At 68.0% G+C, this 23,486-nt stretch carries 24 protein-coding genes and 1 tRNA gene; 11 read left to right on the forward strand and 14 right to left on the reverse strand.

Annotated features, from left to right (window positions below; translation table 11 throughout):
- Window positions 1–101 precede the first annotated feature (101 nt).
- A complete protein-coding gene (locus tag OC159_RS07840) occupies window positions 102–1,484 on the forward strand; it encodes an L-serine ammonia-lyase (protein ID WP_265500599.1) in 1,383 nt (460 codons plus the stop codon).
- On the opposite strand, the gene OC159_RS07845 is transcribed toward OC159_RS07840, so the two are convergent.
- Window positions 1,481–2,569: a sensor histidine kinase gene (locus OC159_RS07845; protein WP_265500600.1), complete on the reverse strand. Its 1,089-nt coding sequence runs from the start codon at window positions 2,567–2,569 to the stop codon at window positions 1,481–1,483. The two genes, OC159_RS07840 and OC159_RS07845, sit on opposite strands and share 4 nt — an antisense overlap.
- A gap of 218 nt (window positions 2,570–2,787) precedes the next feature.
- On the opposite strand from OC159_RS07845, the gene OC159_RS07850 reads away from it, so the two are divergent.
- The 3 genes from OC159_RS07850 (at window position 2,788) to OC159_RS07860 (ending at window position 6,320) form a co-directional block, all read left to right on the forward strand.
- Window positions 2,788–3,348, forward strand: coding sequence for a COG3650 family protein (locus tag OC159_RS07850; RefSeq protein ID WP_265500601.1), 561 nt, complete (start codon window positions 2,788–2,790; stop codon window positions 3,346–3,348).
- Between the two features lie 126 nt (window positions 3,349–3,474).
- Window positions 3,475–5,661 carry a YjbH domain-containing protein gene (locus tag OC159_RS07855; protein ID WP_265500602.1) on the forward strand — a complete coding sequence of 729 codons (2,187 nt, stop codon included), beginning with the start codon at window positions 3,475–3,477 and terminating at the stop codon, window positions 5,659–5,661.
- Window positions 5,658–6,320 carry a YjbF family lipoprotein gene (locus OC159_RS07860; protein ID WP_265500603.1) on the forward strand — a complete coding sequence of 221 codons (663 nt, stop codon included), beginning with the start codon at window positions 5,658–5,660 and terminating at the stop codon, window positions 6,318–6,320. Before OC159_RS07855 ends, OC159_RS07860 begins: the two co-directional genes overlap by 4 nt.
- Window positions 6,321–7,077: 757 nt before the next feature.
- Here OC159_RS07860 and OC159_RS07865 read toward each other — a convergent pair.
- The 4 genes from OC159_RS07865 to OC159_RS07880 all read right to left on the reverse strand — a co-directional run bounded on the left by OC159_RS07865 (window position 7,078) and on the right by OC159_RS07880 (window position 9,596).
- The gene (locus tag OC159_RS07865) at window positions 7,078–7,287 is read right to left on the reverse strand and encodes a hypothetical protein (RefSeq protein ID WP_265500604.1); all 210 of its coding nucleotides are present in this window, start codon (window positions 7,285–7,287) and stop codon (window positions 7,078–7,080) included.
- Between the two features lie 192 nt (window positions 7,288–7,479).
- Entirely contained in the window at window positions 7,480–8,262 is a 783-nt protein-coding gene (locus OC159_RS07870) for a metal ABC transporter permease (protein WP_265500644.1), read from the reverse strand.
- Window positions 8,263–8,292: 30 nt separating this feature from the next.
- The gene (locus OC159_RS07875) at window positions 8,293–9,096 is read right to left on the reverse strand and encodes a metal ABC transporter ATP-binding protein (RefSeq protein WP_265500605.1); all 804 of its coding nucleotides are present in this window, start codon (window positions 9,094–9,096) and stop codon (window positions 8,293–8,295) included.
- Entirely contained in the window at window positions 9,096–9,596 is a 501-nt protein-coding gene (locus OC159_RS07880) for a Fur family transcriptional regulator (RefSeq protein WP_407674074.1), read from the reverse strand. The genes OC159_RS07875 and OC159_RS07880 overlap by 1 nt, the downstream gene beginning before the upstream one ends.
- A gap of 105 nt (window positions 9,597–9,701) precedes the next feature.
- Between OC159_RS07880 and OC159_RS07885 the strand changes: the two genes are divergently transcribed.
- Both OC159_RS07885 and hemP read left to right on the forward strand, forming a co-directional pair.
- Window positions 9,702–10,661 carry a zinc ABC transporter substrate-binding protein gene (locus OC159_RS07885; protein WP_265500606.1) on the forward strand — a complete coding sequence of 320 codons (960 nt, stop codon included), beginning with the start codon at window positions 9,702–9,704 and terminating at the stop codon, window positions 10,659–10,661.
- Between the two features lie 138 nt (window positions 10,662–10,799).
- Window positions 10,800–10,976: a hemin uptake protein HemP gene (gene hemP, locus OC159_RS07890; protein ID WP_265500607.1), complete on the forward strand. Its 177-nt coding sequence runs from the start codon at window positions 10,800–10,802 to the stop codon at window positions 10,974–10,976.
- A 65-nt stretch (window positions 10,977–11,041) separates the two neighbouring features.
- Here the strand turns inward: hemP and OC159_RS07895 are convergent, their stop codons facing one another.
- On the reverse strand, window positions 11,042–12,577 hold the full coding sequence (locus tag OC159_RS07895; protein ID WP_265500608.1) for a pseudouridine synthase: 1,536 nt from the start codon (window positions 12,575–12,577) through the stop codon (window positions 11,042–11,044).
- A 117-nt stretch (window positions 12,578–12,694) separates the two neighbouring features.
- Here OC159_RS07895 and OC159_RS07900 point away from each other — a divergent pair, with 117 nt between their 5' ends.
- Complete coding sequence (locus OC159_RS07900; RefSeq protein WP_265500609.1) at window positions 12,695–13,147, forward strand: nucleoside deaminase; 453 nt, start codon at window positions 12,695–12,697, stop codon at window positions 13,145–13,147.
- A 49-nt stretch (window positions 13,148–13,196) separates the two neighbouring features.
- Window positions 13,197–13,270 (forward strand) — tRNA-Gly (locus tag OC159_RS07905).
- 80 nt (window positions 13,271–13,350) lie between these two features.
- On the opposite strand, the gene pheT is transcribed toward OC159_RS07905, so the two are convergent.
- Complete coding sequence (gene pheT, locus OC159_RS07910; protein ID WP_265500610.1) at window positions 13,351–15,738, reverse strand: phenylalanine--tRNA ligase subunit beta; 2,388 nt, start codon at window positions 15,736–15,738, stop codon at window positions 13,351–13,353.
- 191 nt (window positions 15,739–15,929) lie between these two features.
- On the opposite strand from pheT, the gene OC159_RS07915 reads away from it, so the two are divergent.
- The 3 genes from OC159_RS07915 (at window position 15,930) to OC159_RS07925 (ending at window position 17,982) form a co-directional block, all read left to right on the forward strand.
- Window positions 15,930–17,156, forward strand: coding sequence for a hypothetical protein (locus OC159_RS07915; protein WP_265500611.1), 1,227 nt, complete (start codon window positions 15,930–15,932; stop codon window positions 17,154–17,156).
- 87 nt (window positions 17,157–17,243) lie between these two features.
- Entirely contained in the window at window positions 17,244–17,543 is a 300-nt protein-coding gene (locus OC159_RS07920) for a TM2 domain-containing protein (RefSeq protein ID WP_265500612.1), read from the forward strand.
- Between the two features lie 94 nt (window positions 17,544–17,637).
- Complete coding sequence (locus tag OC159_RS07925; RefSeq protein WP_265500613.1) at window positions 17,638–17,982, forward strand: TM2 domain-containing protein; 345 nt, start codon at window positions 17,638–17,640, stop codon at window positions 17,980–17,982.
- Between the two features lie 53 nt (window positions 17,983–18,035).
- On the opposite strand, the gene OC159_RS07930 is transcribed toward OC159_RS07925, so the two are convergent.
- The 7 genes from OC159_RS07930 to rpmI all read right to left on the reverse strand — a co-directional run bounded on the left by OC159_RS07930 (window position 18,036) and on the right by rpmI (window position 23,459).
- A complete protein-coding gene (locus OC159_RS07930) occupies window positions 18,036–18,326 on the reverse strand; it encodes a YrhK family protein (RefSeq protein ID WP_265500614.1) in 291 nt (96 codons plus the stop codon).
- Entirely contained in the window at window positions 18,323–19,405 is a 1,083-nt protein-coding gene (gene pheS, locus OC159_RS07935) for a phenylalanine--tRNA ligase subunit alpha (protein WP_265500615.1), read from the reverse strand. The genes OC159_RS07930 and pheS overlap by 4 nt, the downstream gene beginning before the upstream one ends.
- A 78-nt stretch (window positions 19,406–19,483) precedes the next feature.
- Window positions 19,484–20,890: an alanine/glycine:cation symporter family protein gene (locus OC159_RS07940; RefSeq protein WP_265500616.1), complete on the reverse strand. Its 1,407-nt coding sequence runs from the start codon at window positions 20,888–20,890 to the stop codon at window positions 19,484–19,486.
- Window positions 20,891–20,953: 63 nt separating this feature from the next.
- On the reverse strand, window positions 20,954–22,309 hold the full coding sequence (locus OC159_RS07945; RefSeq protein ID WP_265500617.1) for a cytochrome P450: 1,356 nt from the start codon (window positions 22,307–22,309) through the stop codon (window positions 20,954–20,956).
- 88 nt (window positions 22,310–22,397) lie between these two features.
- Window positions 22,398–22,760, reverse strand: a complete 363-nt coding sequence (locus tag OC159_RS07950; RefSeq protein ID WP_265500618.1) for a hypothetical protein — start codon at window positions 22,758–22,760, stop codon at window positions 22,398–22,400.
- Between the two features lie 123 nt (window positions 22,761–22,883).
- Window positions 22,884–23,243: a 50S ribosomal protein L20 gene (rplT, locus tag OC159_RS07955; protein WP_111301673.1), complete on the reverse strand. Its 360-nt coding sequence runs from the start codon at window positions 23,241–23,243 to the stop codon at window positions 22,884–22,886.
- Between the two features lie 15 nt (window positions 23,244–23,258).
- A complete protein-coding gene (gene rpmI, locus OC159_RS07960) occupies window positions 23,259–23,459 on the reverse strand; it encodes a 50S ribosomal protein L35 (RefSeq protein ID WP_187793478.1) in 201 nt (66 codons plus the stop codon).
- Window positions 23,460–23,486: the final 27 nt, after the last annotated feature.

The raw sequence follows: 23,486 nt of genomic DNA on the forward strand, positions 1-23,486 counted from the left end.
TGACATGGATGTCGCATTCGGCCAAAGGAAGTGTCGCGTCCGGGCATGGCGGTTCGGTGGCGGACGTGCTTGGATGGACCGCCAGGTGCAAGGGGGAAACGATGTTCCTGTCGGTATTCGATCTGTTCAAGCTGGGGGTGGGGCCGTCGTCGTCGCACACGATGGGGCCGATGGTGGCGGCCGCGCGGTTCCTGGACGCGCTGCGCCAGCAGCCGTTCCAGGCGCATGGCCTGCGCGCCAGCCTGCACGGCAGCCTGGCGTTCACCGGCAAGGGCCACGCGACCGACCGGGCCACGATCCTGGGCCTTGCGGGCTTCACGCCCGACAGCATGGACATGGACGCGGCCGAGGCCGCCCTGGCCGCCAACCGCGACACGCACCTGCTGACCCCGCCGCGCCTGGCGCCGCTCGTTTTCGACCCCGACCGGGACCTGCGCTTCGACTATGACACCGCCCTGCCCGGTCATGCCAACGGCATGACGCTGTCGGCCATCGACGCGCAGGGCGACGTGATCTTCCACCAGATCTACTATTCGATCGGCGGCGGCTTCGTGATGACCGATGCTGAACTGGCCGCCCGCGGGGACGAGGATCGCAGCGATGCCTCCTCCTCGGTGCCGTTCCCGTTCAGGACGGCGGCCGAGATGCTGGAGATGGCCGACCGCTCGGGCAAGTCCATCGCCCGCATGAAAGAGGCGAACGAGCTGTGCTTCAGGTCGCAGCCCGATCTGCATGCCGGGCTGACCCGCATCTGGACGGCCATGCGCGACTGCATGGACCGGGGCCTGACGTCCGAGGGGACGCTGCCCGGCGGCCTGAACGTCCGCCGCCGCGCCAAGGCCATCCACGAAAAGCTGCTGGCCGAGCGCGGGATGAACATGACCGCGCCCCATGTGATCAACGACTGGATGTCGATCTATGCCATGGCCGTGAACGAGGAGAACGCCGCCGGCGGCCAGGTCGTCACCGCCCCCACCAACGGCGCGGCCGGCACCGTGCCTGCGGTGATCCGGTACTGGCTGGACCATGTGCCAGGCGCGTCGGGGCGGCAGTTGCCCGACTTCCTGCTGACGGCGGCGGCGGTCGGCGGGCTGATCAAGCACAATGCCAGCATCTCGGGGGCGGAATGCGGCTGCCAGGCCGAAGTCGGATCGGCCAGCGCCATGGCCGCCGCGGGCCTTGCCGCCGTTCTGGGCGGCACGCCCCGCCAGATCGAGAACGCCGCCGAGATCGCGCTGGAACATCACCTGGGCATGACCTGCGATCCGGTGCGCGGCCTCGTGCAGGTGCCTTGCATCGAGCGGAACGGGCTTGGCGCGATCAAGGCCGTCAGCGCCGCCAGCCTGGCGCTGCGCGGCGACGGCAGCCACATCGTGCCGCTGGACGCCGCCATCGAGACGATGCGCCAGACCGGCCGCGACATGTCCGAGAAATACAAGGAGACGTCGCTCGGCGGCCTGGCCGTCAACGTCCCGAACTGCTAGGGCGTCAGGCTGCCGCGCAAGGTGTAGTGCAGGCCGCTGGGACGATAGTCGGCATGCCCTTCGCCGTCGAAATACGCGGGGACGATCAGGCTCACCAGCCGCGATCCAAAGCCTTCGCGCCGCGGCCGGGCGACCAGCGGCCCGCCCCGCTCAACCCAGTCCAGCGCCAGACTGTCGCCAGCGACCGACCATGTCAGGTCCACGGACCCTTTCGGCGTCGCCAGCGCGCCGTACTTGGCCGCATTCGTCGCAAGTTCGTACAGCGCCAGCGACAGGCCCACCGCCTGCTGCGAACTGAGCGGCACCGACGGCCCCGACAGCCGAATACGGTCTCCGCCGTCCAGATGCGCCCCGATGGAACGGGCCATCACCTCCTGAATGTCCGCGCTGTCGCCCAGGCCGGTGAACAGGCCCTGCGCCTTTGCCAGCGCCATGATCCGCGCGCCGACGCTGTCGCGCGCTTCCTGAATCGAGGACGCGTTGCGCAGGCTGGCCGACACCACGGTCGAGGTGACCGACAGGATGTTCTTGATCCGGTGCAGCAGTTCGTCCTGCATGACCTGCTGGTTGCGCCGCGACACCACGGCCTCGGTCACGTCGACAGTGATGTTCATCAGCCCGGCAACGCTGCCGTCATCGTCGAAGAGGGGGCTGTAGCTGAAGGTCCAGAACGTCTCCTCGTCGAAGCCGTTCCGCGTCATGATCAGTTTCATTTCCTCGAGATAGACGCTGCGGCCGGACAGCGCCTGGTCCACGAAGGGGCGCACGTCGTCCCAGACATCCGCCCAGATCCGGCGGAACGGCTGGCCGAGGGCGCGCGCCTCTTTCCGGCCAAGCGCCGGCGCATAGGCGTCGTTGTAAAGCATGGTCAGGCCCGGCCCCCAGAACATGCAGGCCGCGTGCCCCTGCCCCAGTATGATCCGCACCGCCGTCAGCAGCGACATCGGCCACGCCTCGATCGGGCCGAGCGGGGTCGCGCCCCAGTCGAACGTGCGGATCGCCTTCGCCATCCGTCCGCTGTTCCAGTCGAAGGCCGCCACGGCACGTGTCGGATCGACCTGAATGCCACGCTCTGCTGGGATCATGTCTGAATGCCGTTCCTCATTGGCATTCCATATTCCAGCGTTTTCCGTTTGGTTCAACGACGGAAATGCGGACCGGCGCGATCGGCATGCAAAAACAACAAATATCAAGCAGGCGGCGGGGCCCCGCCCGCACCCGGGCGCGGTGCTTGCCCCTGTGGACCGCGCTTGCTAACGCTTGGGGCGACAGTGATCACGACTGAACCGGAAGGCCATTCCCCATGCTCCCGCGTCTCGCGCTTCTTGCCCTGATGACCATTCCGCTGGCCGCCTGCGACGGCCAGGCCATGACCGACTTCCGCCGCACCGTCGGCCTCGAGGAGGCCGAGCCCGAACAGCCGGCCGGGCCGCGCCCGCCCGCCGTCTCGCCGCTGGAGCAGCCGATCGAGACCGGCGCCGCCGAACCGCGCCCGATCCCCACGGTCGAGCCGCTGACCTATCGCAGCACCGCCTTCGTCGCCGGCGGCAACGAGCCGTTCTGGAACGTCCAGATCAACGGCGACACCGCCACCTACCGCACCCCCGAGGACAGCGACGGCCGCCGCATTCAGGTCAACCGGGTGCCTTTCGACGACGGCGTCGAATATATCGGCGTGCTGAACGGCCGGCCCTTCGCGCTGAACCTTCGGGCCGAGCGCTGCCGGGACAGCATGTCGGGCAAGCGCATGCCGCTGACCGCGCGCCTGACCGTGACCGGCGACCAGTTCACCGGCTGCGGCGCGCCCGCCCAGCCCGCTGCGGCAACCACCGCGGCGCCGGCCGGACCGGCACCTGCCGGATGATGGCAGCGCCCGTTCACGCATTCGTGTATCGAAGCAGGGCGGCAAGCCTGTCACTCGAAGCATGACCGCACCGATCCCGGGCTGACGCGACACGCGCCCGCCCCGCCGCCGAAAGGAAGCCTGCCGATGCGCCGCCCGCGTCTGATCCGCCAGCTGATGGCGACCACCCTGCCCGTGGCCATGCTGGTCGGTTCCGGCACCGGCGTCGCCGTCGCCGACCCGATGCTGGCCCGCAACATGTCGGCCTATGGCATGCCCGGCGGCATCGACACGCCCACGGCCGAGATGCTGCCGGACGGCAGCCTTGGTGCAACGCTGTCCTGGTCGGACTATGCCCGGCGCGGCAACGTGTTCTTCCAGGCGCTGCCGCGGCTGACGACGGTCCTGCGCTATGCCCGCGTAGACGGGATCAACGATTACCGGGACGAGGGGTTCATCTCGGACCGGTCGCTGGACCTGCGTTTCCAGGTGGTCGATGAACAGGGCTGGCGGCCGGCGGTGGCCGTGGGCCTGCAGGACTTTTTGGGCACCGGCGTCTATTCGGGCGAATACATCGTCGCCACCCGCAACGTCACTCCCACCGTCCGGGCCTCGGTCGGTCTTGGCTGGGGCGTTCTGGCTGGCAAGCCGCGCGTCATCGATGTCCAGGACCAGGGCGGCACCCCGAACGTGGACCAGTGGTTCAGCGGCGGCGCCAAGCCCTTCGCCTCGGTCAGCTGGCAAGTGAACGACAAGCTGAACCTGACGGCCGAATACTCCCACGACCGCTATTACGCCCGCTACAGCGACGGCAACGAATACCAGCAGGGCGACGAGCCCGGGTCGAAGTTCAACTTCGGCGCCAGCTATCGCTTCGGCCGCAATTACGAGGCCGGAATTTATACGATCGGGGGAGAGACGATCGGCGCGCAGTTCACCATCGCGCTGAACCCCCGCGATGCGGCCTTCCCGTCGGGCCTCGAACCCGCGCCCGCCCCGGTCCGCCCGCGCCCAGCCCCCGCCCAGGATCCCGAGGGCTGGTCGGGCAGTTGGGCGCAGGACCCCACCGCCCAGCCCGCCATCCAGACCGCCCTGGCCGACGCCATGGCCGAGGAGGGCGTGCGCCTGGAGGCGATGGCGCTGTCGCCCACGCAGGCCGAGGTGCGCCTGCGCAACCAGCGCTACATCTCTCAGGCCGAGGCCGTGGGCCGGACCGCGCGCCTGATGACCCGCGCGCTGCCCCCGTCGGTCGAAACCTTCGTGATCACCTCGACCACGGACGGGGTGCCGACTTCCTCGGTCACCGTGCGTCGCAGCGACGTTGAGCGGCTGGAGAACACCGAGGCCGGGCAGATCGCCGCCGCCTCGACCCTGACGGACGCGCCTGCGCACGTGCCGGGCCTGGTCCGGACCGACGACCTCTATCCACGCTTCCGCTGGTCCATCAAGCCGTACCTAGAGCTGGGGATCTTCAGCGCCGAGGACGGGCTGACCCACGAGGTCGGCGCCGAGGCGCGTGCCAGCTACGAGATCATGCCCGGCCTGATCGCCACCGGCGCCCTGCGCCAGCGCGCCTTCGGTGATATCGGCCAGCGCGGCCCCGGCATCCCCGGAGAGCGTGGCGAGTACTACACGCCCGAAGAATATGAATCGAGCCCGGATCTGGAAACCACGCCCGAAGGCGTGCCGCGGGTGCGGTCCGACACGCGGATGTATACCGGTAATTCCAGCCCGGTCATTCCGGAACTGACGCTGGCCTGGTACGCAAAGCCCGCGCCCGCCGTCTATACCCGCGTCACCGTCGGCCTGCTGGAGCGCGCCTATGGCGGCGTCTCGACCGAGGCTTTGTGGAAGCCCGCCAATTCGCAACTGGCCTTTGGCGCCGAGATCAACCGCGTCAGGAAGCGGGACTTCGACCAGCTGTTCGATTTCCGCGACTATGAGGTCACGACCGGCCACGTCTCGGCCTATTACGAGTTCACGCAGGGCTTCACGGCGCAGCTGGATGTCGGCCGTTACCTGGCGGGCGACAAGGGCGCGACCGTCACCCTGACGCGCGAATTCGCGAATGGCTGGCAGGTCGGCGCCTATGCGACGAAGACCGACCTCTCGTCCGAAGAATTCGGCGAAGGCAGCTTCGACAAGGGCGTGACCCTGTCGATCCCGCTGGGATGGGCCGCCGGCCAAGCGTCGCGCGACCGCGTGTCGACCAACCTTCGCTCGCTCTCGCGGGATGGCGGATCGCGGCTCGAGGTGAATGGGCGGCTCTATGATCGCGTGCGCGAAAGCCACACCGTCGATCTTTACGAAGGCTGGGGGAGGTTCTGGAGATGAGCGGGACGAAACGGATGCGTGCTGTCGCGCTGTCGCTGGTCATCGCGGGCCTTGCCGCCTGCGGCAACACCGGGCCGGACGAAGGCGGTTCAGGCCCGATCTCGGTCCTGGCACGCACCGCCACGGACACGATCATGTCCTCGCGGGCCGCGCAGCCGGCGGCCCCCGCCCGCACGCCGCAAGAGGCCGCGGCCGAGGCGCTGCGCGTCAACCCCGGCCCGCTGATTCAGGTCGGCTTTGAAGGTTTGGGCCGGACACAGGTGCTTGCGCTGGCCGGCCAGAACGGCGCCATGCGGACCTACATGACCCCGTCCGAAGAGGCGGTGATCCTGCGCAACGGCATGCTGGTCGGCACGCGCGGTCTGGGACGCGATCTGTCGGTCGCCGAACCGGGCACCGAGGGTCTGATCCGCGCCGGCCAGTCCGGCCGTGGCACCCGCGTGATGCGCTATCTCTCGGGCGACGGCCTGGAACGCCCGTTGCAGTTCGACTGCACGACCGCACCGGGCCCCACTCCTGGCGTCCTTGTCGAAAGCTGCGAGGGGCATGGCGTGGCATTCCAGAACAATTACCTGGTCCAGAGCGGCCAGATCCCCGTGTCACGCCAATGGGTCGGCCCCGGCCTCGGATACATCACGATCCAGACCCTGCGGCCCTGACCGCTGTAAGCCGCCCCCGCGCGCGGCTGCCTCGCCGCGCGTGAGGGCGCCGACCATCCGCCGGTAGTCTCTCAGTCGGACGACTGCTTCCGCAGGAAATGCTCGCCAGCCCCTGCAGGACACGCCTGCCCTTGCTGCGGCCGGGGGGAGCGGGAAGCGCAATTTCGCCCTTCCAACGTCAGAAATCGCGATTTCAGCGCATCAAGAGCCAAGAGCGGCGGCTGGCCGAACGCCTTGGGACGCTCACGCCACCAGATTGGCTGTCCGCCGGCGACCGGGTTTATCGAAGGGGCCCGACTGCCTTGCCAACGGCTTCCCCCGGTCGGGCCATGCAGGTGGAATAACGGCCGTTGGAGGTGGTCCAGCCGAGAACCGACGGTCCTGACTGGCAGGAAACCGGTGCGAGAGACTGCAAAGCCCTGCCGCATGCGTCCACAAGATCCATGACCCGCATGGACTTTGGTGCCGAAGCACAGCAGCGTTCGCGTGACGCGGAACCGCTTGGCGCGCTACAACCCGAAGACTTTGACAAAGATCCGACTAGCTGACGCCTCCACCACAGCCGAATCGAGATGTGGCGGATGGCTCGGGTGCTGACGACGAAGCGAAAGGGCCAATGCACGGTCCGGGTCCTCGGATCGACGAATGGGAAATCGCGTCGACCTGGAATCGCGTGTCCGCAGCACGCAAAATAAGGGGGCTGGCACAAGGCCAGCCCCCTTTGTGAAACCGGACCGGAGTACGATCCGAATTCAGATCAGCTGTCGTCGTCGTCCGAAGCAACTGCGGCGATGACGCCCAGCAGCAGCAGGGCCGGGACGACCAGACCGGCGTTGGTCGACGCGGGCTGTTCTTCAACAACAACCGGCTCGACTTCGACGACGGGGGCAACGTAGCCACCGGCCAGAGCCGAGGTAGCGGTCAGGCCGAGGGCGGCCGCGAAAGTAGCGAATTTGGTCATGATCATGCTCCGTTTCGTTTGACGGCTGCCGTATCCGGCAACATCGCTGCGACAGTTACACAAAGCCGAAGGGTTGAAAAGCTGCATTGAATTTTCCCCCCCTTGGGCCCGTAGCCACTGTTGCATATTGGCCAACACCCATTTCGGCGGTTCGTTCCGCATCCGTCGAACGGCACGGAAAACTGTGGCAATTTCGCACTAGGCGCGCCGAACTCCCTGAGAGAGGAGGAAAAAAACCGCCGCCGCTGTCACGATGGAAGGCCCCGCCGGCGTGTCCAGCCGCAGGCTGGACCACAAGCCCGCAAGAACCGATGCAGCGGCGACCAGCGCCGCACCGGCGGCCATCCGCTCGGGCGTGCGGGTCCACCCGCGGGCCGCCGCCGCCGGCACGATCAGCATGGCGGAAATCAGCAGCGAACCGACCACTCGAATCGCCAGCGCCACCACCACGGCCAGGCACAGCGACAGCACCAGACGCTCCAGCCGCGGGTCGATGCCGGCGGCCATGGCCAACTCCTCGTTCAAGCTGCTGGTCACCAGCCGCTGCCAGCGCAGGATCAGCAGCCCCAGGACCAGCGCCGCACCGGTCCAGATCAGCGCCAGGTCCAGGCGGCCCACCGCCAGGATATCGCCGAAGAGATACGCGGACAGGTCCGACCGCGCCGACGGCACGAAGCTGATCGCCACCAGGCCGAAGGCCAGCGCCGAGTGCGACAGCACCCCCAGCATCGTGTCCATGGCCTGCCCCCGCGCCACCAGGGCCGACACCAGGCTGGCCATCGCCACGGCGACCGCCAGCGTTCCCGCATAGATCGAGACGTCGAAAGCCAGCGCCAGCGCCACGCCGAGGATTGCGGCATGGGCGGTGGAGTCGCCGAAATAGGCCATGCGCCGCCAGACGACGAAGCTGCCCAGCGGGCCCGCCACCAGGGCCAGCCCCAGTCCCGCCAGAACGGCGCGCATGAAGAAGTCGTCAAGCATCAGGGTCATCCGCGGTGCTGCACGCCGCGCCTAGTGGCTGGCGGCGGTGGGTTCGGAGGTGTGGCCATGGCTGCAGCCGGGGCCGTGAATGTGTCCACCCTCGGGCACGAGGTCGTGGTCGTGGTCGTGGCAGTGCCGGTAGAGCGCAAGCGTTCCCTCGGCCTCGGCACCGAAGAGCGCCAGGTATTCCGGCGCGGTGCTGACGTGCTGAGGCGTGCCTTCGCAGCAGACATGGCCGTTCAGGCAGACCACCCGGTCCGAGGATCGCATCACCACCAGAAGGTCGTGGCTGACCATCAGGATGCCCGCACCAGTCTGACGGCGCACCTCCTCGATCAGCTGGTAGAAGGCGACGATGCCCGGCTGGTCCAGGCCCTGCGTCGGCTCGTCCAGGACCAGCAGATGCGGATCGCTCAGCAGCGCGCGGGCCAGCAGAACGCGCTGGAACTGGCCGCCCGACAGCTGCGTCAGCTGCCGCGCCCCAAGTCCGGGAACGCCCGTGCGGTCCAGCGCTTCTTGCGCCTGCGCATCGGTGACGCGCCGGGGCAGCGACAGGAAGCGGCGGACGGTCATCGGAATGGCGGTGTCCAGCTGCACCCGCTGCGGCACATAGCCGATTCGCAGCCCGGTTCGGCGGGTCACCGACCCTTCCGCCAGCGGCATGTGCCCCAGAAGCGCCCGGATGAGAGAGGACTTGCCCGACCCGTTCGGCCCGACCACGGTCACGATCTCTCCGGGGCAGATGCGGAAATCGACCCGCGCCAGCACCGGCTCGGACGTGCCCGGTCGGTTGATGGTCAGGGTGCGCGATTCGATCAGGGCGTCGCCGGGCATCACGCGGGCCCCCCGGCGGCACAGGTCGCGCAGAGGCCGACGGCCTCGATGGTTGCACGCTCGACCCGGAAACCGCCCTTGCCGGCGATCTCGGACAGAGCGTCGCGGATGGGGACGCCGGCGGCCTCGGCGACCTTGTCGCAGCTGCGGCAGATCAGGAAGGCCGGGTGGTGGTCGTCGCCGGGATGCAGGCAGGCGGTGAAGGCGTTGAGGCGCTGCAACCGGTGGACCAGCCCGTGCCCGACCAGGAACTCCAGCGCCCGATAGGCGACCGGCGGCTGGCGCCCGAACCCCTCGGCGGCCAGCCGGTCCAGCACCTCGTAGGCGCCAAGGGCCCGGTGGCTTTCCAGCAGGATCTCCAGCGTGCGGCGACGGACAGGCGTCAGCCGCGCGCCCTGCTCGGCCAGCCGGGCGGCAGCCTCGTCCAATGCGCGGCGGGCACATTCCTGATGGTCATGGGGCGCGAATGTCGCGGCGATGTGGTCACTGCTTTCGGGCAAGACGGTCCTTCACGCATGAAGCGTTATCTTATTACATCCGGGTTGACTTGTTACCATGTAACACAGACAACCTCGCCATCGCAACAAAGCCTCATGGAGAACCAGATGCGCAGACAAGCATCCATCGCCGCCCTCCTCTCGCTGACCGCCGCCCCGGCGCTGGCGGCCCCGACCGTGGTCACCGACATCGTGCCGACAGGCGCCCTGGTCCAGGCCGTGATGGGCGATCTGGGCGGGGTGCGCGTTCTGCTGCCCCAAGGCGCCAGCGCCCACCACTACCAGATGCGGCCGTCCGATGCGCAGGCGCTGCAGGATGCGGATCTTGTCGTCTGGATGGGCCCAGAGCTGGCCCCTTGGCTGGACCGCGCCGCCGGCAACCTGTCGGACGATGCGCAGCTGCGCCTGCTGGGCGTCGAGGGCGTCACGCTGCGGTCCTTCTCGGCCGGGGGCGAGCGTCATGACCATGATCACGGGCACGAACACGGAGACGACCATGAGCACGCAGACGCCCACGCGCATGACCACGGCGACCACGATCACAGCGGGAACGATCCCCACGCCTGGTTGAACCCGGACAACGCGGCGCCTTGGGTCGACGCGATCGTCGCCAGCCTGTCCGAGCAGGACCCCGAGAACGCCGCAACCTACCGCAGCAACGCGGATGCCATCGGGCAGCGGATCGAAGCGCTCGACACGACCCTGACCAAGCGCCTTGCGCCCCATGCGGACCAGCGTTTCATCGTTTTCCATGACGCTTACGGCTATTTCACTGAACATTTCGGGCTTCAGCCGGCGATTCCGGTGTCGCTCGGCGATGCCTCGACACCGTCGGCCGCCCGGATCGAAGGCATCCAGAACGAGATCGCGCGGTCCGGTGCCACCTGCGCCTTCCCGGAATACGCGCATGATGCCGGCCTGGTCGAGACCGTCATCGAGGGCAGCGACGTGCGGCTTGGCGGTGAACTCAGCCCTGCGGGCGGCGACCTCGCGCCCGGCGCCGGGCAATACGAGGCGCTGCTGACCGCCATGGCCGATACAATGATCGCCTGCTTCGAAGTCAACTGATCCGGTCCCGCGGCGGTCGAAACGGCCGCCGCGGAGCCTGCAAGTCCCCCCGAAGAATTTCCGACTATTTTACTTTGACAAACCTGAATGAATTTGTCAGCTATAGGTCATCATCAGTTCCACCCAGAGAGGCTGACCATGACCGCGACGCGCCCCGCAGATTTCACCCGCCCCGGCACCTCGATCCTTTCGCGCATCCCGCATCACGATGCCACGCAGCTGACGCGCGGTGGCAACCAGGCGATGATCGTGCTGGATGAACAGGTCTATCAACTGCGCATCACGCGCGCCGGGAAGCTGATCCTGACGAAGTGACATCCTGCGCCATGCCTTGAAGCGCCCAAAGGGGCGCTTCTGGTACCGCGGCCACCGCCGCCGGGTTATCCCCGCGGTGCGCGCGGGTTACCACCGGGCCGGGAACCGCCTGCCGGCCTGTCGCCCCGAGGCCCACCAAAGCCCTTGCCGCCGGCCGGACGTGGCTTCCCGCCGAACCCGCCCTTGCCGCCAGCAGCGCCACCGGGCGCATCGCCCCGCGGCTTGCCGAAAGGCTTGCGCGCCCCTTCAGTTGTGTCCCCGCGCGATTTGCCGAACGGCTTGCGACCTCCCTCCGCGTCTGCACGCGGCTTGCCGAACGGCTTCCGCCCAGCCTCATCTGCGTCTCCACGCGGCTTTGCGAAGGGCTTGCGTGCACCCTCGGGCGCGTCGCCCCGATGCTTGCTGACAGGTTTGCGGCCGTCCTCACCACCGGCACCACGCGGGCCGCCGAAGGGTTTGCGCCCTTCGCCCGGCTTGCCCGCGAACCGAGCGGGTCGCGCATCGTCATCCTGCCGGGGGCGCCCTGCGCCGAACTTGCGCTCTGCGCCCTCGCCGGCGGGCTTGTTCTTCCAACGCGGTTTGTCGCCCGCCTCCCTGGGACGGTCGCCGAAAGCCGGACGCGCATCGCCCGGCTTTCCCTTGAAGCGCGGGCGCCCGGCGTCGTCGGGCTTGCCGCCCCAGTTGCGGGCCGGGCGGTCACCGCCGCGATCCTCGTCCCGGGGACGAGAGGGGCGATCACCCAGCGGCTTGGCCCCGAACCGCCGGGGCCCGCCGTCTTCGCGCGGCGCCCCCTTGGCGCCTTCGGCACCCCGAGGCCGCATGGCACGCGGCTTGTCCTCGACCTCTCCGGTCAGCAGGCCGCCCAACTGGTCGCGCAGGACCTTGCGCTTGACCTCGACCACCTCGTTCTTGTCCATCCCCGTCAGCTTGAAGGGCCCATAGCCGATGCGGATCAGCCGGTTCACCTGCAGGCCGACATGGGCCATGGCGCGGCGGATCTCTCGGTTCTTGCCTTCGCGGATGCCCACCGTCAGCCAGGCGTTGGCGCCCTGCTGGCTGTCCAGCTTGATCTCCATCGGCGCGAAATCCTCGCCCTCGATGGTCACGCCCCGGCGCAGCGGATCGAAGGTCATGTCGCTCGGCGTGCCGTTCACGCGCACACGATAGCGGCGCAGCCAGCCGGTCGAAGGCAACTCCAGCCGGCGCTTCAGATCTCCGTCGTTGGTCAGCAGCAGCAGGCCTTCGGAATTGAGGTCCAGCCGGCCCACGGTCATCACCCGCGGCAGATCGCGCGGCAACGCGTCAAAGACCGTCTGGCGACCCTTCTCGTCCGATTCGGACGTGATCAGCCCCAGCGGCTTGTAGTAAAGCCACAGCCGCGTCTCCTGCGGCTCGTCCAGCTTCTTGCCGTCGACGGTGATCCGGTCGGTGGGCAGGACGTCCAGGGCGGGGCTGTCGATCTTCTTGCCATTCACGCTGACGCGCCCCTCGACGATCATCCGCTCGGCCTCGCGGCGGCTGGCGACGCCGGCACGGGCCATGACCTTGGCGATCCGGTCGGCGGTGGCGGGGGTCGGGCTGTCGGGGGTCTTGTCGGTCATGCGCGTCTCCTTCGCATCTCTGCGGGGCAAAGAGGGGTTCTTACGCCCAACGCCCAGGTGAGGGAAGCGTTTCTTTCCCCCGCTTGCGCGCATCCGGGCGGCTTGCGACAAGCAGGCATGACCCGGTTCACGTCCCACATGCAGCAGGCCTTGGCCGAGGCCCAGGCGGCCGCCCTTCGCGGCGAAGTTCCCGTGGGTGCCGTCGTCACAAGTCCGGGTGGCCGCGTGGTCGCAGCCGCCGGAAACCGCACGCGTGAACTGTCGGACCCGACCGCCCATGCCGAGATCCTGGCCATCCGCGCCGCCTGCGCGGCACTCGGCTCCGAGCGCCTGCCGGGCCACGACCTGTGGGTGACGCTGGAGCCCTGCCCCATGTGCGCCGCGGCGATTTCGGCCGCCCGCATCGCGCGCCTTTATTACGGGGCCGCCGACCTGCGGATGGGCGGCGTCGCCCATGGCGCGCAGGTCTTCCGTCATGCGCAGTGCCACCACAGGCCGCAGGTCTATGACGGGCTTTCCGCACCCGAATCGCAACGCCTGCTGCAGGAGTTCTTTGCCGCCCGCCGATGACGCGTCAGCGCTTGAACCTCCCGGCGGACCTGCTTATACACGGGCTCGCGCGGGTGTTGTGTAATGGTAAGACCCTAGCCTTCCAAGCTAGAGATACGGGTTCGATTCCCGTCACCCGCTCCAACCCTTCAAGATCAGGCAACGCCGTTTGGACCAATGGACGTCCAGGGGCTGCCCGCCCCCGGCGCTGAACCCGCGCGCCCTCAGGCGCGCAGGTGTCCTCCCGTTGCCTTCTCGACCTTCTCGACGATCTTGCGGCCCACGGCCTCGATCTCGGCATCGGTCAGCGTCCTGTCGCGCGGCTGCAGCCTGACCGAGATCGCGATCGACTTGCGCCCCTCATCGAGCCCCGTGAACTGGTCGAAGACCGACACCTGCTGGATCAGCGCCTTGTCAGCCCCCGCGGCGGCATTCACCAGCGTCAGCGCCTCGACCTGCGGGTCTACGACAAAGGCGAAGTCACGCTCGACCGCCTGCAGCTCCGACAGCTCGAGCGCGGGGCGCGTCGGGGTCTTGACTTTCGGGAATGGCACGGCCGCCAGGTGGATCGTGAAGCCCACGGCCGGGCCCTTCACGTCCATCTGGCGCAGCACCTTGGGATGGATCTCGCCAAAGGTGGCCAGCACGTTCGGACCAAGCGCGATGTTGCCAGCGCGGCCCGGATGCCACCAGCCGTCCAGCTTGCGGTTCACCTGCGCGCGGGCGGGCGCGCCCATGGCCTGCAGGATCGCCTCGGCATCGGCCTTGGCGTCATAAAGGTCCACCTTGCGGCGGCTGCCGAAGGGGTCACGCGGCGCGATCTGCCCGACCAGCAGGCCGCTGATCCGCATCGCCTGGTCGCCCGGTTCGCCACCGCTGAAGACCGGTCCCAGTTCGAACAGCGCCAGGTCGCCGAAGCCGCGCGCCTGGTTCCGCGCGGCGGCCGCCAGAAGACCCGGCAGAAGGTCGGGCCGCAGATGCGACATCTCGCTGCTGATCGGGTTCTCGACCCGAACCGCATCCGCGCCGCCGCCGAACAGCAACGCCGCGGCCTGGTCGATGAAGCTGTAGGTCACGCACTCGTTGTACCCCAGCGCCGCAGCCATCCGCCGCGCCGTCTTTTCGCGCGTCTGCAGCGGCGTCAGCACCGGCTGCGGAACGCCCGCCTGCGGGCGCGGCAGCGGCTTGCCCTGCAACTTCGTCAGGCTGGCGACGCGGGCGATCTCCTCGACCAGGTCGGCCTCGCCCAAAACGTCGGGGCGCCAGGGAGGCACATGGGCCATGTTGCCGTCCAGCCGGAAACCAAGCGCCTCCAGCGTGGCGCGCTGCTCGGCCTCTGGGATGTCCATGCCGACAAGGCTGGTCGTGCGCAACGCATCCAGCCGATAGGCGCGATCCGTGTCGGGCAGCGCCCCGGCGGTCACCACCTCCGATGCCTCGCCACCGCACAGGTTCATGACCATGCGCGTCGCCAGCTCCAGCCCCGGTAGGGTGAAGGCGGGGTCGATCCCGCGCTCGAAGCGATAGCGGGCATCGCTGTTGATCTTCATCGCCCGCCCTGTGGCGGCGGTGCTGATCGGATCGAAATAGGCAGCCTCGATGAAGACCTCGGTCGTGTCGGCCGACGCGCCGGAGGCCGCGCCGCCCATCACGCCCGCGATGCTTTCCGGGCCGGTGTCGTCGCAGATCACCACCGCGCCTTCGGGCAGCGCATAGGTCTTGTCGTCCAGCGCCACCAGTTCCTCGTCCGGCTGCGCGGCACGCAGCACCAGGTCGCCCTGCACCTTGGCGGCATCGAAGACATGGAGCGGGCGGTTCAGGTCGAAGGTGAAGAAGTTCGTGATGTCCACCAGCGCATTGATCGGACGCAGGCCGATGGCGCGCAGCCGCTTCTGCAGCCACTCGGGCGAGGCGCCGTTCCTGACGCCGCGCACCACGCGGCCTGCGAAGAAAGGCGCCTTGGCGGCCACCGCATCGTCGATGGTCACGGCGATCGGGCACGGGAAAGACGCGTCGACCCGCGCGACCTCGACCGGCTTCAGGACGCCCAGCCCCCGCGCCGCCAGATCGCGGGCGATGCCGTGCACCCCCAGCGCATCGGGACGGTTCGGAGTGATCTTGATATGGATCATCGGGTCGATCTTTTGGGGCGCGTTCTGCGCCAGCCAGTCGACGAATTTCTGGCCGACCTCACCCGAGGGCAACTCAATGATGCCGTCATGCTCCTCGGACAGCTCCAGCTCTCGTTCGGAGGCCATCATGCCGTGGCTTTCGACGCCGCGGATCTTGCCCACGCCAAGCGTCGTGTCGATGCCGGGAACATAGTCACCGGGCTTGGCCAGCACGACCGTGATGCCGGTCCGGGCGTTCGGCGCGCCGCAGACGATCTGCTTTTCGCCCTCGTCCGTCATCACGCGGCAGACGCGCAGGCGGTCGGCGTCGGGATGCTGCTCGGCATGCTCGATCCGCGCCAGCGTGAAGGTGCCAAGCCTGGCGGCGGGATCGACGATCTCCTCGACCTCCAGCCCCAGGTCGGTCAGCGCCTCGGCGATCCGATCGAGGGTTGCGGTGGTGTCGAGATGCTCCTTGAGCCAGGAGAGGGTGAACTTCATGGCGACGTCTTTCCAGGTCCGGCCCACAGGTGACGATTTGCGGGACTTTGCAGCCTTGAACCGCGCCACGGCCCAAGGGTCAAGCCGCAACGACGGTTTTCGCGCGGTCCGGCGGGCGTTTGTCGCGCTTGCGGCGGCCGTCGGCCGGTGCCACGGTGCGCGCGAACCCGCACCGCCGAAGAGGTAACGTCATGAGACGCGTTCTGAGACTGCTTCCCCCGGCCCTTCTGGCGGCATGGCCGATGGCCGCCCCGGCACAAGAGGTTGTGCCGTTCTGTTCGGGGCAGCCGGCCGTCTGGCTGGGCGGCGCAGGCGACACCAGCGACATCAGCACGGCGGCAGCCGCGCTGGCGCAACGCATGGACGCATCCGACGCGGACAACACCTACGCGGTCATTCGGGTCAGCGGCGCCATGCAGGCCCTGCGGATCGAGGCCGAGGGGGTCGGCACCGGCGACCCGCTGATCCGGCTGGAGACGCCCGACGGCGACCTGCTGGCCGAGAACGACGACGCGGTCGGCCTCTCGTCGCGGATCGAGCAGTCGGTCGGTCCGGGCGATTATTGCGTGCGGTTGCTGCCGGTCGGCAACGCGGGCGTGACGGCGATGCTGCAGGTGACGACGCCCGAGATGCCGCCCCTGCTGAGCGAGGCCGCGGGCAGCGACATCGCCGCGTGCACCGCAGAGACCGAGGCCGAGCCGCTGGCCGAAGGCCCGCTCGAGGCCGCCCTGCCCGCCGAGGCGCGGACGGACGGCACGCCGCGCTATCTGCGCTTCAGCGTGGGCGACGGCGTGCCCCTGACGCTGCGCGCGGTCAGCGAGGGGCTGGATCCGAATATGGTTCTTTTTGACAGGGCGGGCAGTCAGGTCGCGGCCAACGACGATGCCGACGGGCTGAACGCGCGGCTGGATTTCCCCTCGGGCCTTGCGGCGGGCGACTATTGCCTTGGCGTGGCGCCGATTGCGGCGGGTGAGGGTACGATCACGGTCTCGGCCGCGGCGCTGGACCGCGACGTCTATCTGCGCGACGCTTGGCGGCGCGGAGAGTTGCCGCCGCCCTTCGACGGCGACGTGCCGATGCAGCCCATCGACCTTGCCGCCGATGCCCAGACGATCGTGCTCCAGGACGGCAGCGCGCAATGGCTGACCTTCACGCTGGAACGCGAGACGGCCCTGATCGTCAGCGCGCACGGGGGCCTCGTCGGCGTGGACAGCAAGCTGGCGCTTTTCGCCGACAACGGAACCGTGGTCGCGCAGGACGACGATTCGGCGGGCGAGCTGGATGCCCGCCTGGGGCCGGTCGTCCTTCAGCCAGGGCGGTATCGGATGGCGCTGACCGACGTGAACCGCCCCGACCAGCCCGGCGCGCCGATTCGGCCGGTCGCCCTGGTTTTCGAACGGTTCGAGCGCGTCGAATAACTCCGGACCTTGTCCGTACGCCGGGGCTTCCTATCTGAGGATCATGGGCCCCCGTGGCCCCGAACAAGCGGCAGGAGCCCAGAACGGATGGATACGCAACGCGAATTGCTGATCGAGCAGCGGGTGGCCAACGAGGCCAAGTCGCCGGTCGTGGCCTATCTGCTGCTGATCTTCCTCTGGGGCTTCGGCGTGCACCGCATGTATCTGGGCCGCTGGATCAGCGGGATGATCATGCTGGCGATCTGGGGCATCGGCTGGCTGACGACTCCGATCCTGATCGGCTGGCCCGCCGTGGGCTTTGTCGTCCTGTGGTGCGTGATCGACCTGTTCCTGATCCCCGGCATGATCGCCTCCGATCGCGAAGACATCCGGCGGCGGCTGCGCTGACGGCATGGCGCAGTTAACGCCGTCGTGATCTTCCCCTTGATCCCGGCATCCCGACAGGTGCAATCCTCGGTGGCATTTTCACCAGGAGCATCCGATGCAGCTTGATACCCAGCAGCAGATTCTGATCGAACAGCGCGTCACGAACGACGCGAAATCGCCGGTCATCGCCTACCTTCTTCTTCTGTTCCTCGGCGGCTTCGGGGCGCACCGCTTCTATCTTGGCAAGACGGGAACCGGCGTCGCGATGCTGCTTCTCTGGATCTTCGGATGGCTGACGTTCGTCCTGGGGATCGGCCTGATCGCCCTTGCCGCCGTCGGCATCTGGGCCTTCGTCGACCTGTTCCTGATCCCCGGCCTGATCCGGCAGGACCAGGACCGCCTGCGCACGCGACTGGCGTCCGAAATGGAGATGCGCGCCGCGCCTGCCCTGGCCGGTTGATCGCACGGGTGGATGGGGCGCTTGGCCTGCGCCGGTACGGACGACCGGCGCGCCTATTCCGTCCGTTCCGCCAGCATCCCGGTTTTGCCCATGCGATAGAGTTGCACCTCGCGCCACAGCTTCAGCGACGGCTTCATCAGGAACATGACCGAGCCGATGGTGAACATCCACGTTCCGGGCGTCTGCAGGCTTTCGTAGAAGAACAGGATCGAACCGATCAGGAAGGACACGGCGGCGCCGAAGTCGACGGCGGTATGCACCAGTTCGACCCGGGCATACAGCCGGCGCGTGGCCGCGCTGGCCTCGCGCCGGTGCTGGTGGAAGGCGCCAGGCCAGAAGCTCACCGGCTGAGGCCACCGGCGATGCTGGGCACGTCACCCGCCGCGAAACCATAGTGGCGCAGCCAGCGCAGGTCGGATTCGAAGAACGCCCGCAGGTCGGGAATACCGTATTTCAGCATCGCGATGCGGTCGATGCCCATGCCGAATGCGAAGCCCTGCCACTGGTCGGGATCGACGCCGCCGTCGCGCAGCACGTTCGGGTGGACCATGCCGGACCCCAGGATCTCCAGCCAGGAATTGCCCTCGCCGATCTTCAGCTGGCCGCCCTCCCAGGAACAGCGGATGTCCACCTCGGCCGAGGGTTCGGTGAACGGGAAGTGCGAGGCACGGAAGCGCAATTCGACCGAGGGCACCTCGAAGAACGTGCGGCAGAATTCCTCGAGTGTCCACTTCAGCTGCGCCATGCTGATGTCGCGATCGATGGCCAAGCCCTCGATCTGGTGGAACATCGGCGTGTGCGTCTGGTCCATGTCCATGCGATAGACACGGCCGGGCGCGATGACCCGGATCGGGGCGCCCTGCGCCTGCATGGTGCGGATCTGCACGGGCGAGGTATGGGTGCGCAGAACGTGCGGCGGGCGGTCGTCGCCCGGTGCACGGTGCATGAAGAAGGTGTCATGCTCCTGCCGCGCGGGATGTTCGGGCGCGATGTTCAGCGCGTCGAAGTTGTACCAGTCGCTTTCGACCTGCGGCCCTTCGGCCACGGCAAAGCCCATGTCGGCGAAGATGGCCGTCACCTCGTCGGTGACCTGGCTGATCGGATGGATCGTGCCCTGGCGGCGCGGGCGGCCCGGCAGCGTCACGTCCAGCCATTCGTCCTTCAGCCGCGCGTCCAGCGCCGCATCCTCAAGCGACAGCTTGCGGGCGCGAAGGGCGGCGTCGATCTCGTCCCGGATCTCGTTCAGGGCGCGGCCGGTGGTCCGACGCTCCTCGGGGGTCATCTTGCCCAGTTCGCGCACCTTCAGACTGATCTCGCCCTTCTTGCCAAGGGCGGCCAGGCGCACGTCCTCGATCTGGGCGGGGTCGGCGGCAGAGTTGATGCGGTCAAGCCATTGCTGGCGCAGCGGGGTCAGATCGTCCATCGGGGGCCTCATTCCAGTTGGCCCCGCGTTAGCATGGGTGGGCGCGCGGGGAAAGCCTGTCCCCCGCGCGCCAAGGCGTCACTTCCAGATGCCGAGGGCCACGCCCTTGGACAGTTCGGGGTGGTCGGCGATGTGGAACCGCGGCTCCTCCCCCGCCTTGCGCTGCCGCAGATAGTCGCGGGTCAGCTTCGCCACCGTGCCCGACAGCAACACGATGGCGATCAGGTTGATCGTGGCCATCAGCCCCATGCTGGCATCGGCGAAGTTGAACACTGTCGTCACCGCCTGCAGCGATCCCCAGATCACCATCGCCAGCGCCGCGACCCGCAGAACCAGGATGCCGGTCGGACCGGCGCCCAGATAGACCAGAGAGTTCTCGGCATAGCTGTAGTTGCCGATGATCGAGGTGAAGGCGAAGAAGAAGATCGCCACCGCCACGAAGATATGCCCGAAGCCGCCGAAGTGGTCCGTCAGCGCCGCCTGCGTCAGGTTCACCCCGGTAAGCTGATCGGACGGCATGACGTCGGCCAGCAGGATCATCACCGCCGTCGCCGTGCAGACCAGGATCGTGTCGATGAAGACGCCAAGCGCCTGCACGAAGCCCTGGCTGGACGGGTGGTGCGGGTTCGGCACCGCAACCGCGGCGATGTTCGGGGCCGAACCCATGCCGGCCTCGTTCGAGAAGAGGCCGCGCTTGATGCCGTTCAGCGCCGCCGCCATGACGCCGCCGGTGACGCCGCCCACCGCTTCTTGCAGGCCGAAGGCGGAACGGATGATGCCCAGAAGGATGCCCGGCACCTCGGTCACGTTCATCACCACGATGATGACTGCCGCCAGAAGATAAAGGCCCGCCATGATCGGCACGACCAGCTGCGAGATGCGCGCGATCTGCGGGATGCCGCCGAAGATGATCACGCCGGACAGCAGCGCAACGCCCACGCCCACAAGCCCCGCGCTGACGCCGAACGACCCCTCGACCGCCTGTGCGATGGAATTGGCCTGTACCGCGTTGAAGACCAGGCCGAAGGCGATGATCAGCGCCACCGCGAAGAGCGCGCCCAGCCAAGGCAGCCCCAACCCATGAGAGATGTAATAAGCCGGCCCACCCCGATACATGCCGTCACGGCCATGGACCTTGTAAAGCTGCGCCAGCGTCGATTCGGCATAGGCAGTGGCCATGCCGACCAGCGCGACCATCCACATCCAGAATATCGCGCCCGGCCCGCCAAGCGTCAGCGCGACGGCGACGCCCGCGATGTTGCCCGTGCCCACGCGGCTGGCCAGCGACACCGCCAGCGCCTGGAAGGGCGAGATGCCGTTCCGGTCGGTCACCCCCGAGCCGCGCACGCAGCGCAGCATCTCGCCGAAATAGCGAAACTGGATCAGGCCCAGCCTGAGGGTGAAGTAGATGCCGACGGCCAGAAGGCCATAGATCAGCACGTAACCCCAGAAGATCGTGTTGAGGAAATCGATGATGGCGGTCATGGCGCCCTCCGCTGCCTGTTCATGGCGCAGTCTGTAACAGCCGCGTGAGCAGCCGCAACCGTCTTAGTCGCGCGGGCGGACGGACAGCCAGACGCCCCCGTCCGGGCGCAGGGTCAGGATCATGCGCGGCTGCGGCTCGCGTCCCGGAATGCGGTCGAACCGGAAATTGGCCAGCAGCGTGGCCAGGATGATAACCGCCTCTTGCAGGGCAAAGCTTGCCCCGATGCAGATCCGCGGGCCTGCGCCGAAGGGCAAGAACGCATAGCGGTCGGGCGCAGTCAGGAAACGGTCGGGATCGAAGGCGTCGGGCCTGTCCCACAACAGGTGGTGGCGGTGCAGTGCATAGATCGGCATCATCACCGTGTCGCCCGGCCGGACCTCGCGCCCGCAGAGCGTGTCCGGCGCCTGCGCCGTGCGCGACAGGAATGCGGCCGGCGGATAGAGCCGCAGCGTCTCGTTCACGATCCGCATTGTCAGGGGCAGCGCACCGACATCGGCGGCCGTGGCGGCGCGGGTGCCAAGGGCTGCACGCGCCTCGGCCGCGGCGGCCTCCTGCACGTCGGGTGCGAACGCACAGACGTAGAGCGCCCAGGCCAGCGTGAGGGCCGTGGTTTCGTGTCCCGCGACGATGAAGGTCAGAAGGTTGTCGCGCAGCTCGTCGCGGTTCATGGCGCGACCGGTCTCGGGGTCTTGCGCGTCCAGCAGCAGGTCCAGCAGGTCCGGCGGGCCGTCGGTGGCCGCAGCCTCGGCCCGTGCGGCGATGGCTTGGTCCGCAATGCCCTTCATCCGCTTCAGCCCCGGCCCCGCAAACAGCCGCCCCGGCCGCGGTAGCCACGCGGGCAGGCCGATGACGTCCATCAGCGACACCTTGGCGGTCTGTGCGATATAGGCATCGATCGAGTGGTGCACCGCATCCCGGTCGAACATCCCGTCGCCCGAGAAGGTGACGTCCGAGATGACCTCGAAGGTCGCGGCAACCGTTTCCTCGAACAGGTCCACCGGACCCTGCGCGGCGGCCAGACGGCGGCAGGATGCCTCGGCGGCGGCGGTCATGACCGGCCCCAGCGCCTCGACATGGCGCTGCGAAAAGGCCGGGGCGGCGGCGCGGCGCTGCCAGCGCCAATGCGCGCCCTCGGCCACGAACAGGCTGTCGCCGATGGCTGGGTTCAGGATCAGCTTGGTTGTGACTGACTTGGGATAGTCCTCGACCCGATCCTTCAGGATGCGGCGCAGGCTCTCGGGGTCCATCACCATGTGCCAGCGCAGGCCGGTCTTGCCGGACACGATGGGCTGGCGGGTGGCGATGGCGGGGATCAGCTCCAGCAGGTTGCGCCGCGCGGTCATGGCCGTGCCCCACAGACCCAGCGGCTTCGTGGCCAGCTGCACCTTGGCGGGATCGGCGTCAGGCAGGTCGAACATGGGGCACGCCTTCGGTGGACCGTGGCCAGCTTGGGACCGGCGGCGGGCGCCGGTCAAGCGCCCCGCACCGGCCCCGATGTCGCAGGCGTCAGCGGCTTTCGACGGCCGGCAGGGCGACCTGCGCATGCTGCACGACCGACCAGTCCTCGTGCGCCTTGCGTCGATAGACCGAGGTGCAGGCGGCATCGAAGCGCGTTTCCCCCTTCTCGGCACTGACGCGATAGCCGACGACGATCAGCCCTTCCTCGGGGCGAGAGATGATCTTGTCCGAAAACGACACATCGTCCCATTCCGGCGTGCCGCTGACGGCGTCGACGGCACCCTGCCCGTGCACCAGAAACGGTTCGTGGCTGAGCGCCATGACGCATTCCGGGTCGACCCGCTCGTGATAGCGCTCTTCGGAAGCCTGCCACAGACCCTGTTCGAAATCCCAGACCCGTTGATCGTCCATCGTGATCTCCTTCGCGTTGCGTCGATCACAACCGCAGGGCTTGGGGACGGTTCCCGCGGCCGGATGCGACAAAGGCCCGCCCCCTTGCGGGAACGGGCCTTCGCGAAGCAACCGGAATTGCGATCAGGCGGCGGCTTTGGCCTGGGCCACGATGGCGCCGAACGCCTCGGGCTCGTTCACGGCCAGGTCGGCCAGCACCTTGCGGTCGACCTCGATGCCGGCCTTGGACAGCAGGTTGATGAACCGCGAATAGGTCATCTCGGCGTCGACCAGGCGGACGGCGGCGTTGATCCGCTGGATCCACAGGGCGCGGAAGTTGCGCTTGCGGTTCTTGCGGTCGCGGGTCGCGTACTGGTTGGCCTTGTCGACGGCCTGGGTGGCGGTGCGGAAGTTGCGCGAACGTGCACCGTAATAGCCCTTGGCTTGATCAAGGACTTTCTTGTGGCGGGCGTGGGTGACCTTGCCGGATTTAACTCGTGCCATTGTTCAGTCCTCGGATCAGCGGTTGTAGGGCATGTATTTCTTGACGATCTTGGCATCAGCGTCCGACAGGACGGTGGTGCCGCGCGCGTCGCGAATGAACTTCGTCGTGCGCTTGATCATGCCGTGGCGCTTGCCGGCCTGGGCGGATTTCACCTTGCCCGAGGCCGTGAACGAGAACCGCTTCTTGGCAGCGGATTTGGTCTTCATCTTCGGCATTTTCATCTCCTTCATCAGAGTGAACGC

It is taken from the genome of Paracoccus beibuensis (genome assembly GCF_026162625.1).
Taxonomy (GTDB): domain Bacteria; phylum Pseudomonadota; class Alphaproteobacteria; order Rhodobacterales; family Rhodobacteraceae; genus Paracoccus; species Paracoccus beibuensis.

Bases quoted from the DNA above. Each gene is read 5' to 3' on its own strand.
- OC159_RS07840 (WP_265500599.1), top strand. From the start codon at position 102: ATGTTCCTGTCGGTATTCGATCTGTTCAAGCTGGGGGTGGGGCCGTCG.
- OC159_RS07845 (WP_265500600.1), bottom strand. From the start codon at position 2,569: ATGATCCCAGCAGAGCGTGGCATTCAGGTCGATCCGACACGTGCCGTG.
- OC159_RS07850 (WP_265500601.1), top strand. From the start codon at position 2,788: ATGCTCCCGCGTCTCGCGCTTCTTGCCCTGATGACCATTCCGCTGGCC.
- OC159_RS07855 (WP_265500602.1), top strand. From the start codon at position 3,475: ATGCGCCGCCCGCGTCTGATCCGCCAGCTGATGGCGACCACCCTGCCC.
- OC159_RS07860 (WP_265500603.1), top strand. From the start codon at position 5,658: ATGAGCGGGACGAAACGGATGCGTGCTGTCGCGCTGTCGCTGGTCATC.
- OC159_RS07865 (WP_265500604.1), bottom strand. From the start codon at position 7,287: ATGATCATGACCAAATTCGCTACTTTCGCGGCCGCCCTCGGCCTGACC.
- OC159_RS07870 (WP_265500644.1), bottom strand. From the start codon at position 8,262: ATGCTTGACGACTTCTTCATGCGCGCCGTTCTGGCGGGACTGGGGCTG.
- OC159_RS07875 (WP_265500605.1), bottom strand. From the start codon at position 9,096: ATGCCCGGCGACGCCCTGATCGAATCGCGCACCCTGACCATCAACCGA.
- OC159_RS07885 (WP_265500606.1), top strand. From the start codon at position 9,702: ATGCGCAGACAAGCATCCATCGCCGCCCTCCTCTCGCTGACCGCCGCC.
- hemP (WP_265500607.1), top strand. From the start codon at position 10,800: ATGACCGCGACGCGCCCCGCAGATTTCACCCGCCCCGGCACCTCGATC.
- OC159_RS07895 (WP_265500608.1), bottom strand. From the start codon at position 12,577: ATGACCGACAAGACCCCCGACAGCCCGACCCCCGCCACCGCCGACCGG.
- OC159_RS07900 (WP_265500609.1), top strand. From the start codon at position 12,695: ATGACCCGGTTCACGTCCCACATGCAGCAGGCCTTGGCCGAGGCCCAG.
- pheT (WP_265500610.1), bottom strand. From the start codon at position 15,738: ATGAAGTTCACCCTCTCCTGGCTCAAGGAGCATCTCGACACCACCGCA.
- OC159_RS07915 (WP_265500611.1), top strand. From the start codon at position 15,930: ATGAGACGCGTTCTGAGACTGCTTCCCCCGGCCCTTCTGGCGGCATGG.
- OC159_RS07920 (WP_265500612.1), top strand. From the start codon at position 17,244: ATGGATACGCAACGCGAATTGCTGATCGAGCAGCGGGTGGCCAACGAG.
- OC159_RS07925 (WP_265500613.1), top strand. From the start codon at position 17,638: ATGCAGCTTGATACCCAGCAGCAGATTCTGATCGAACAGCGCGTCACG.
- pheS (WP_265500615.1), bottom strand. From the start codon at position 19,405: ATGGACGATCTGACCCCGCTGCGCCAGCAATGGCTTGACCGCATCAAC.
- OC159_RS07940 (WP_265500616.1), bottom strand. From the start codon at position 20,890: ATGACCGCCATCATCGATTTCCTCAACACGATCTTCTGGGGTTACGTG.
- OC159_RS07945 (WP_265500617.1), bottom strand. From the start codon at position 22,309: ATGTTCGACCTGCCTGACGCCGATCCCGCCAAGGTGCAGCTGGCCACG.
- OC159_RS07950 (WP_265500618.1), bottom strand. From the start codon at position 22,760: ATGGACGATCAACGGGTCTGGGATTTCGAACAGGGTCTGTGGCAGGCT.
- rplT (WP_111301673.1), bottom strand. From the start codon at position 23,243: ATGGCACGAGTTAAATCCGGCAAGGTCACCCACGCCCGCCACAAGAAA.
- rpmI (WP_187793478.1), bottom strand. From the start codon at position 23,459: ATGCCGAAGATGAAGACCAAATCCGCTGCCAAGAAGCGGTTCTCGTTC.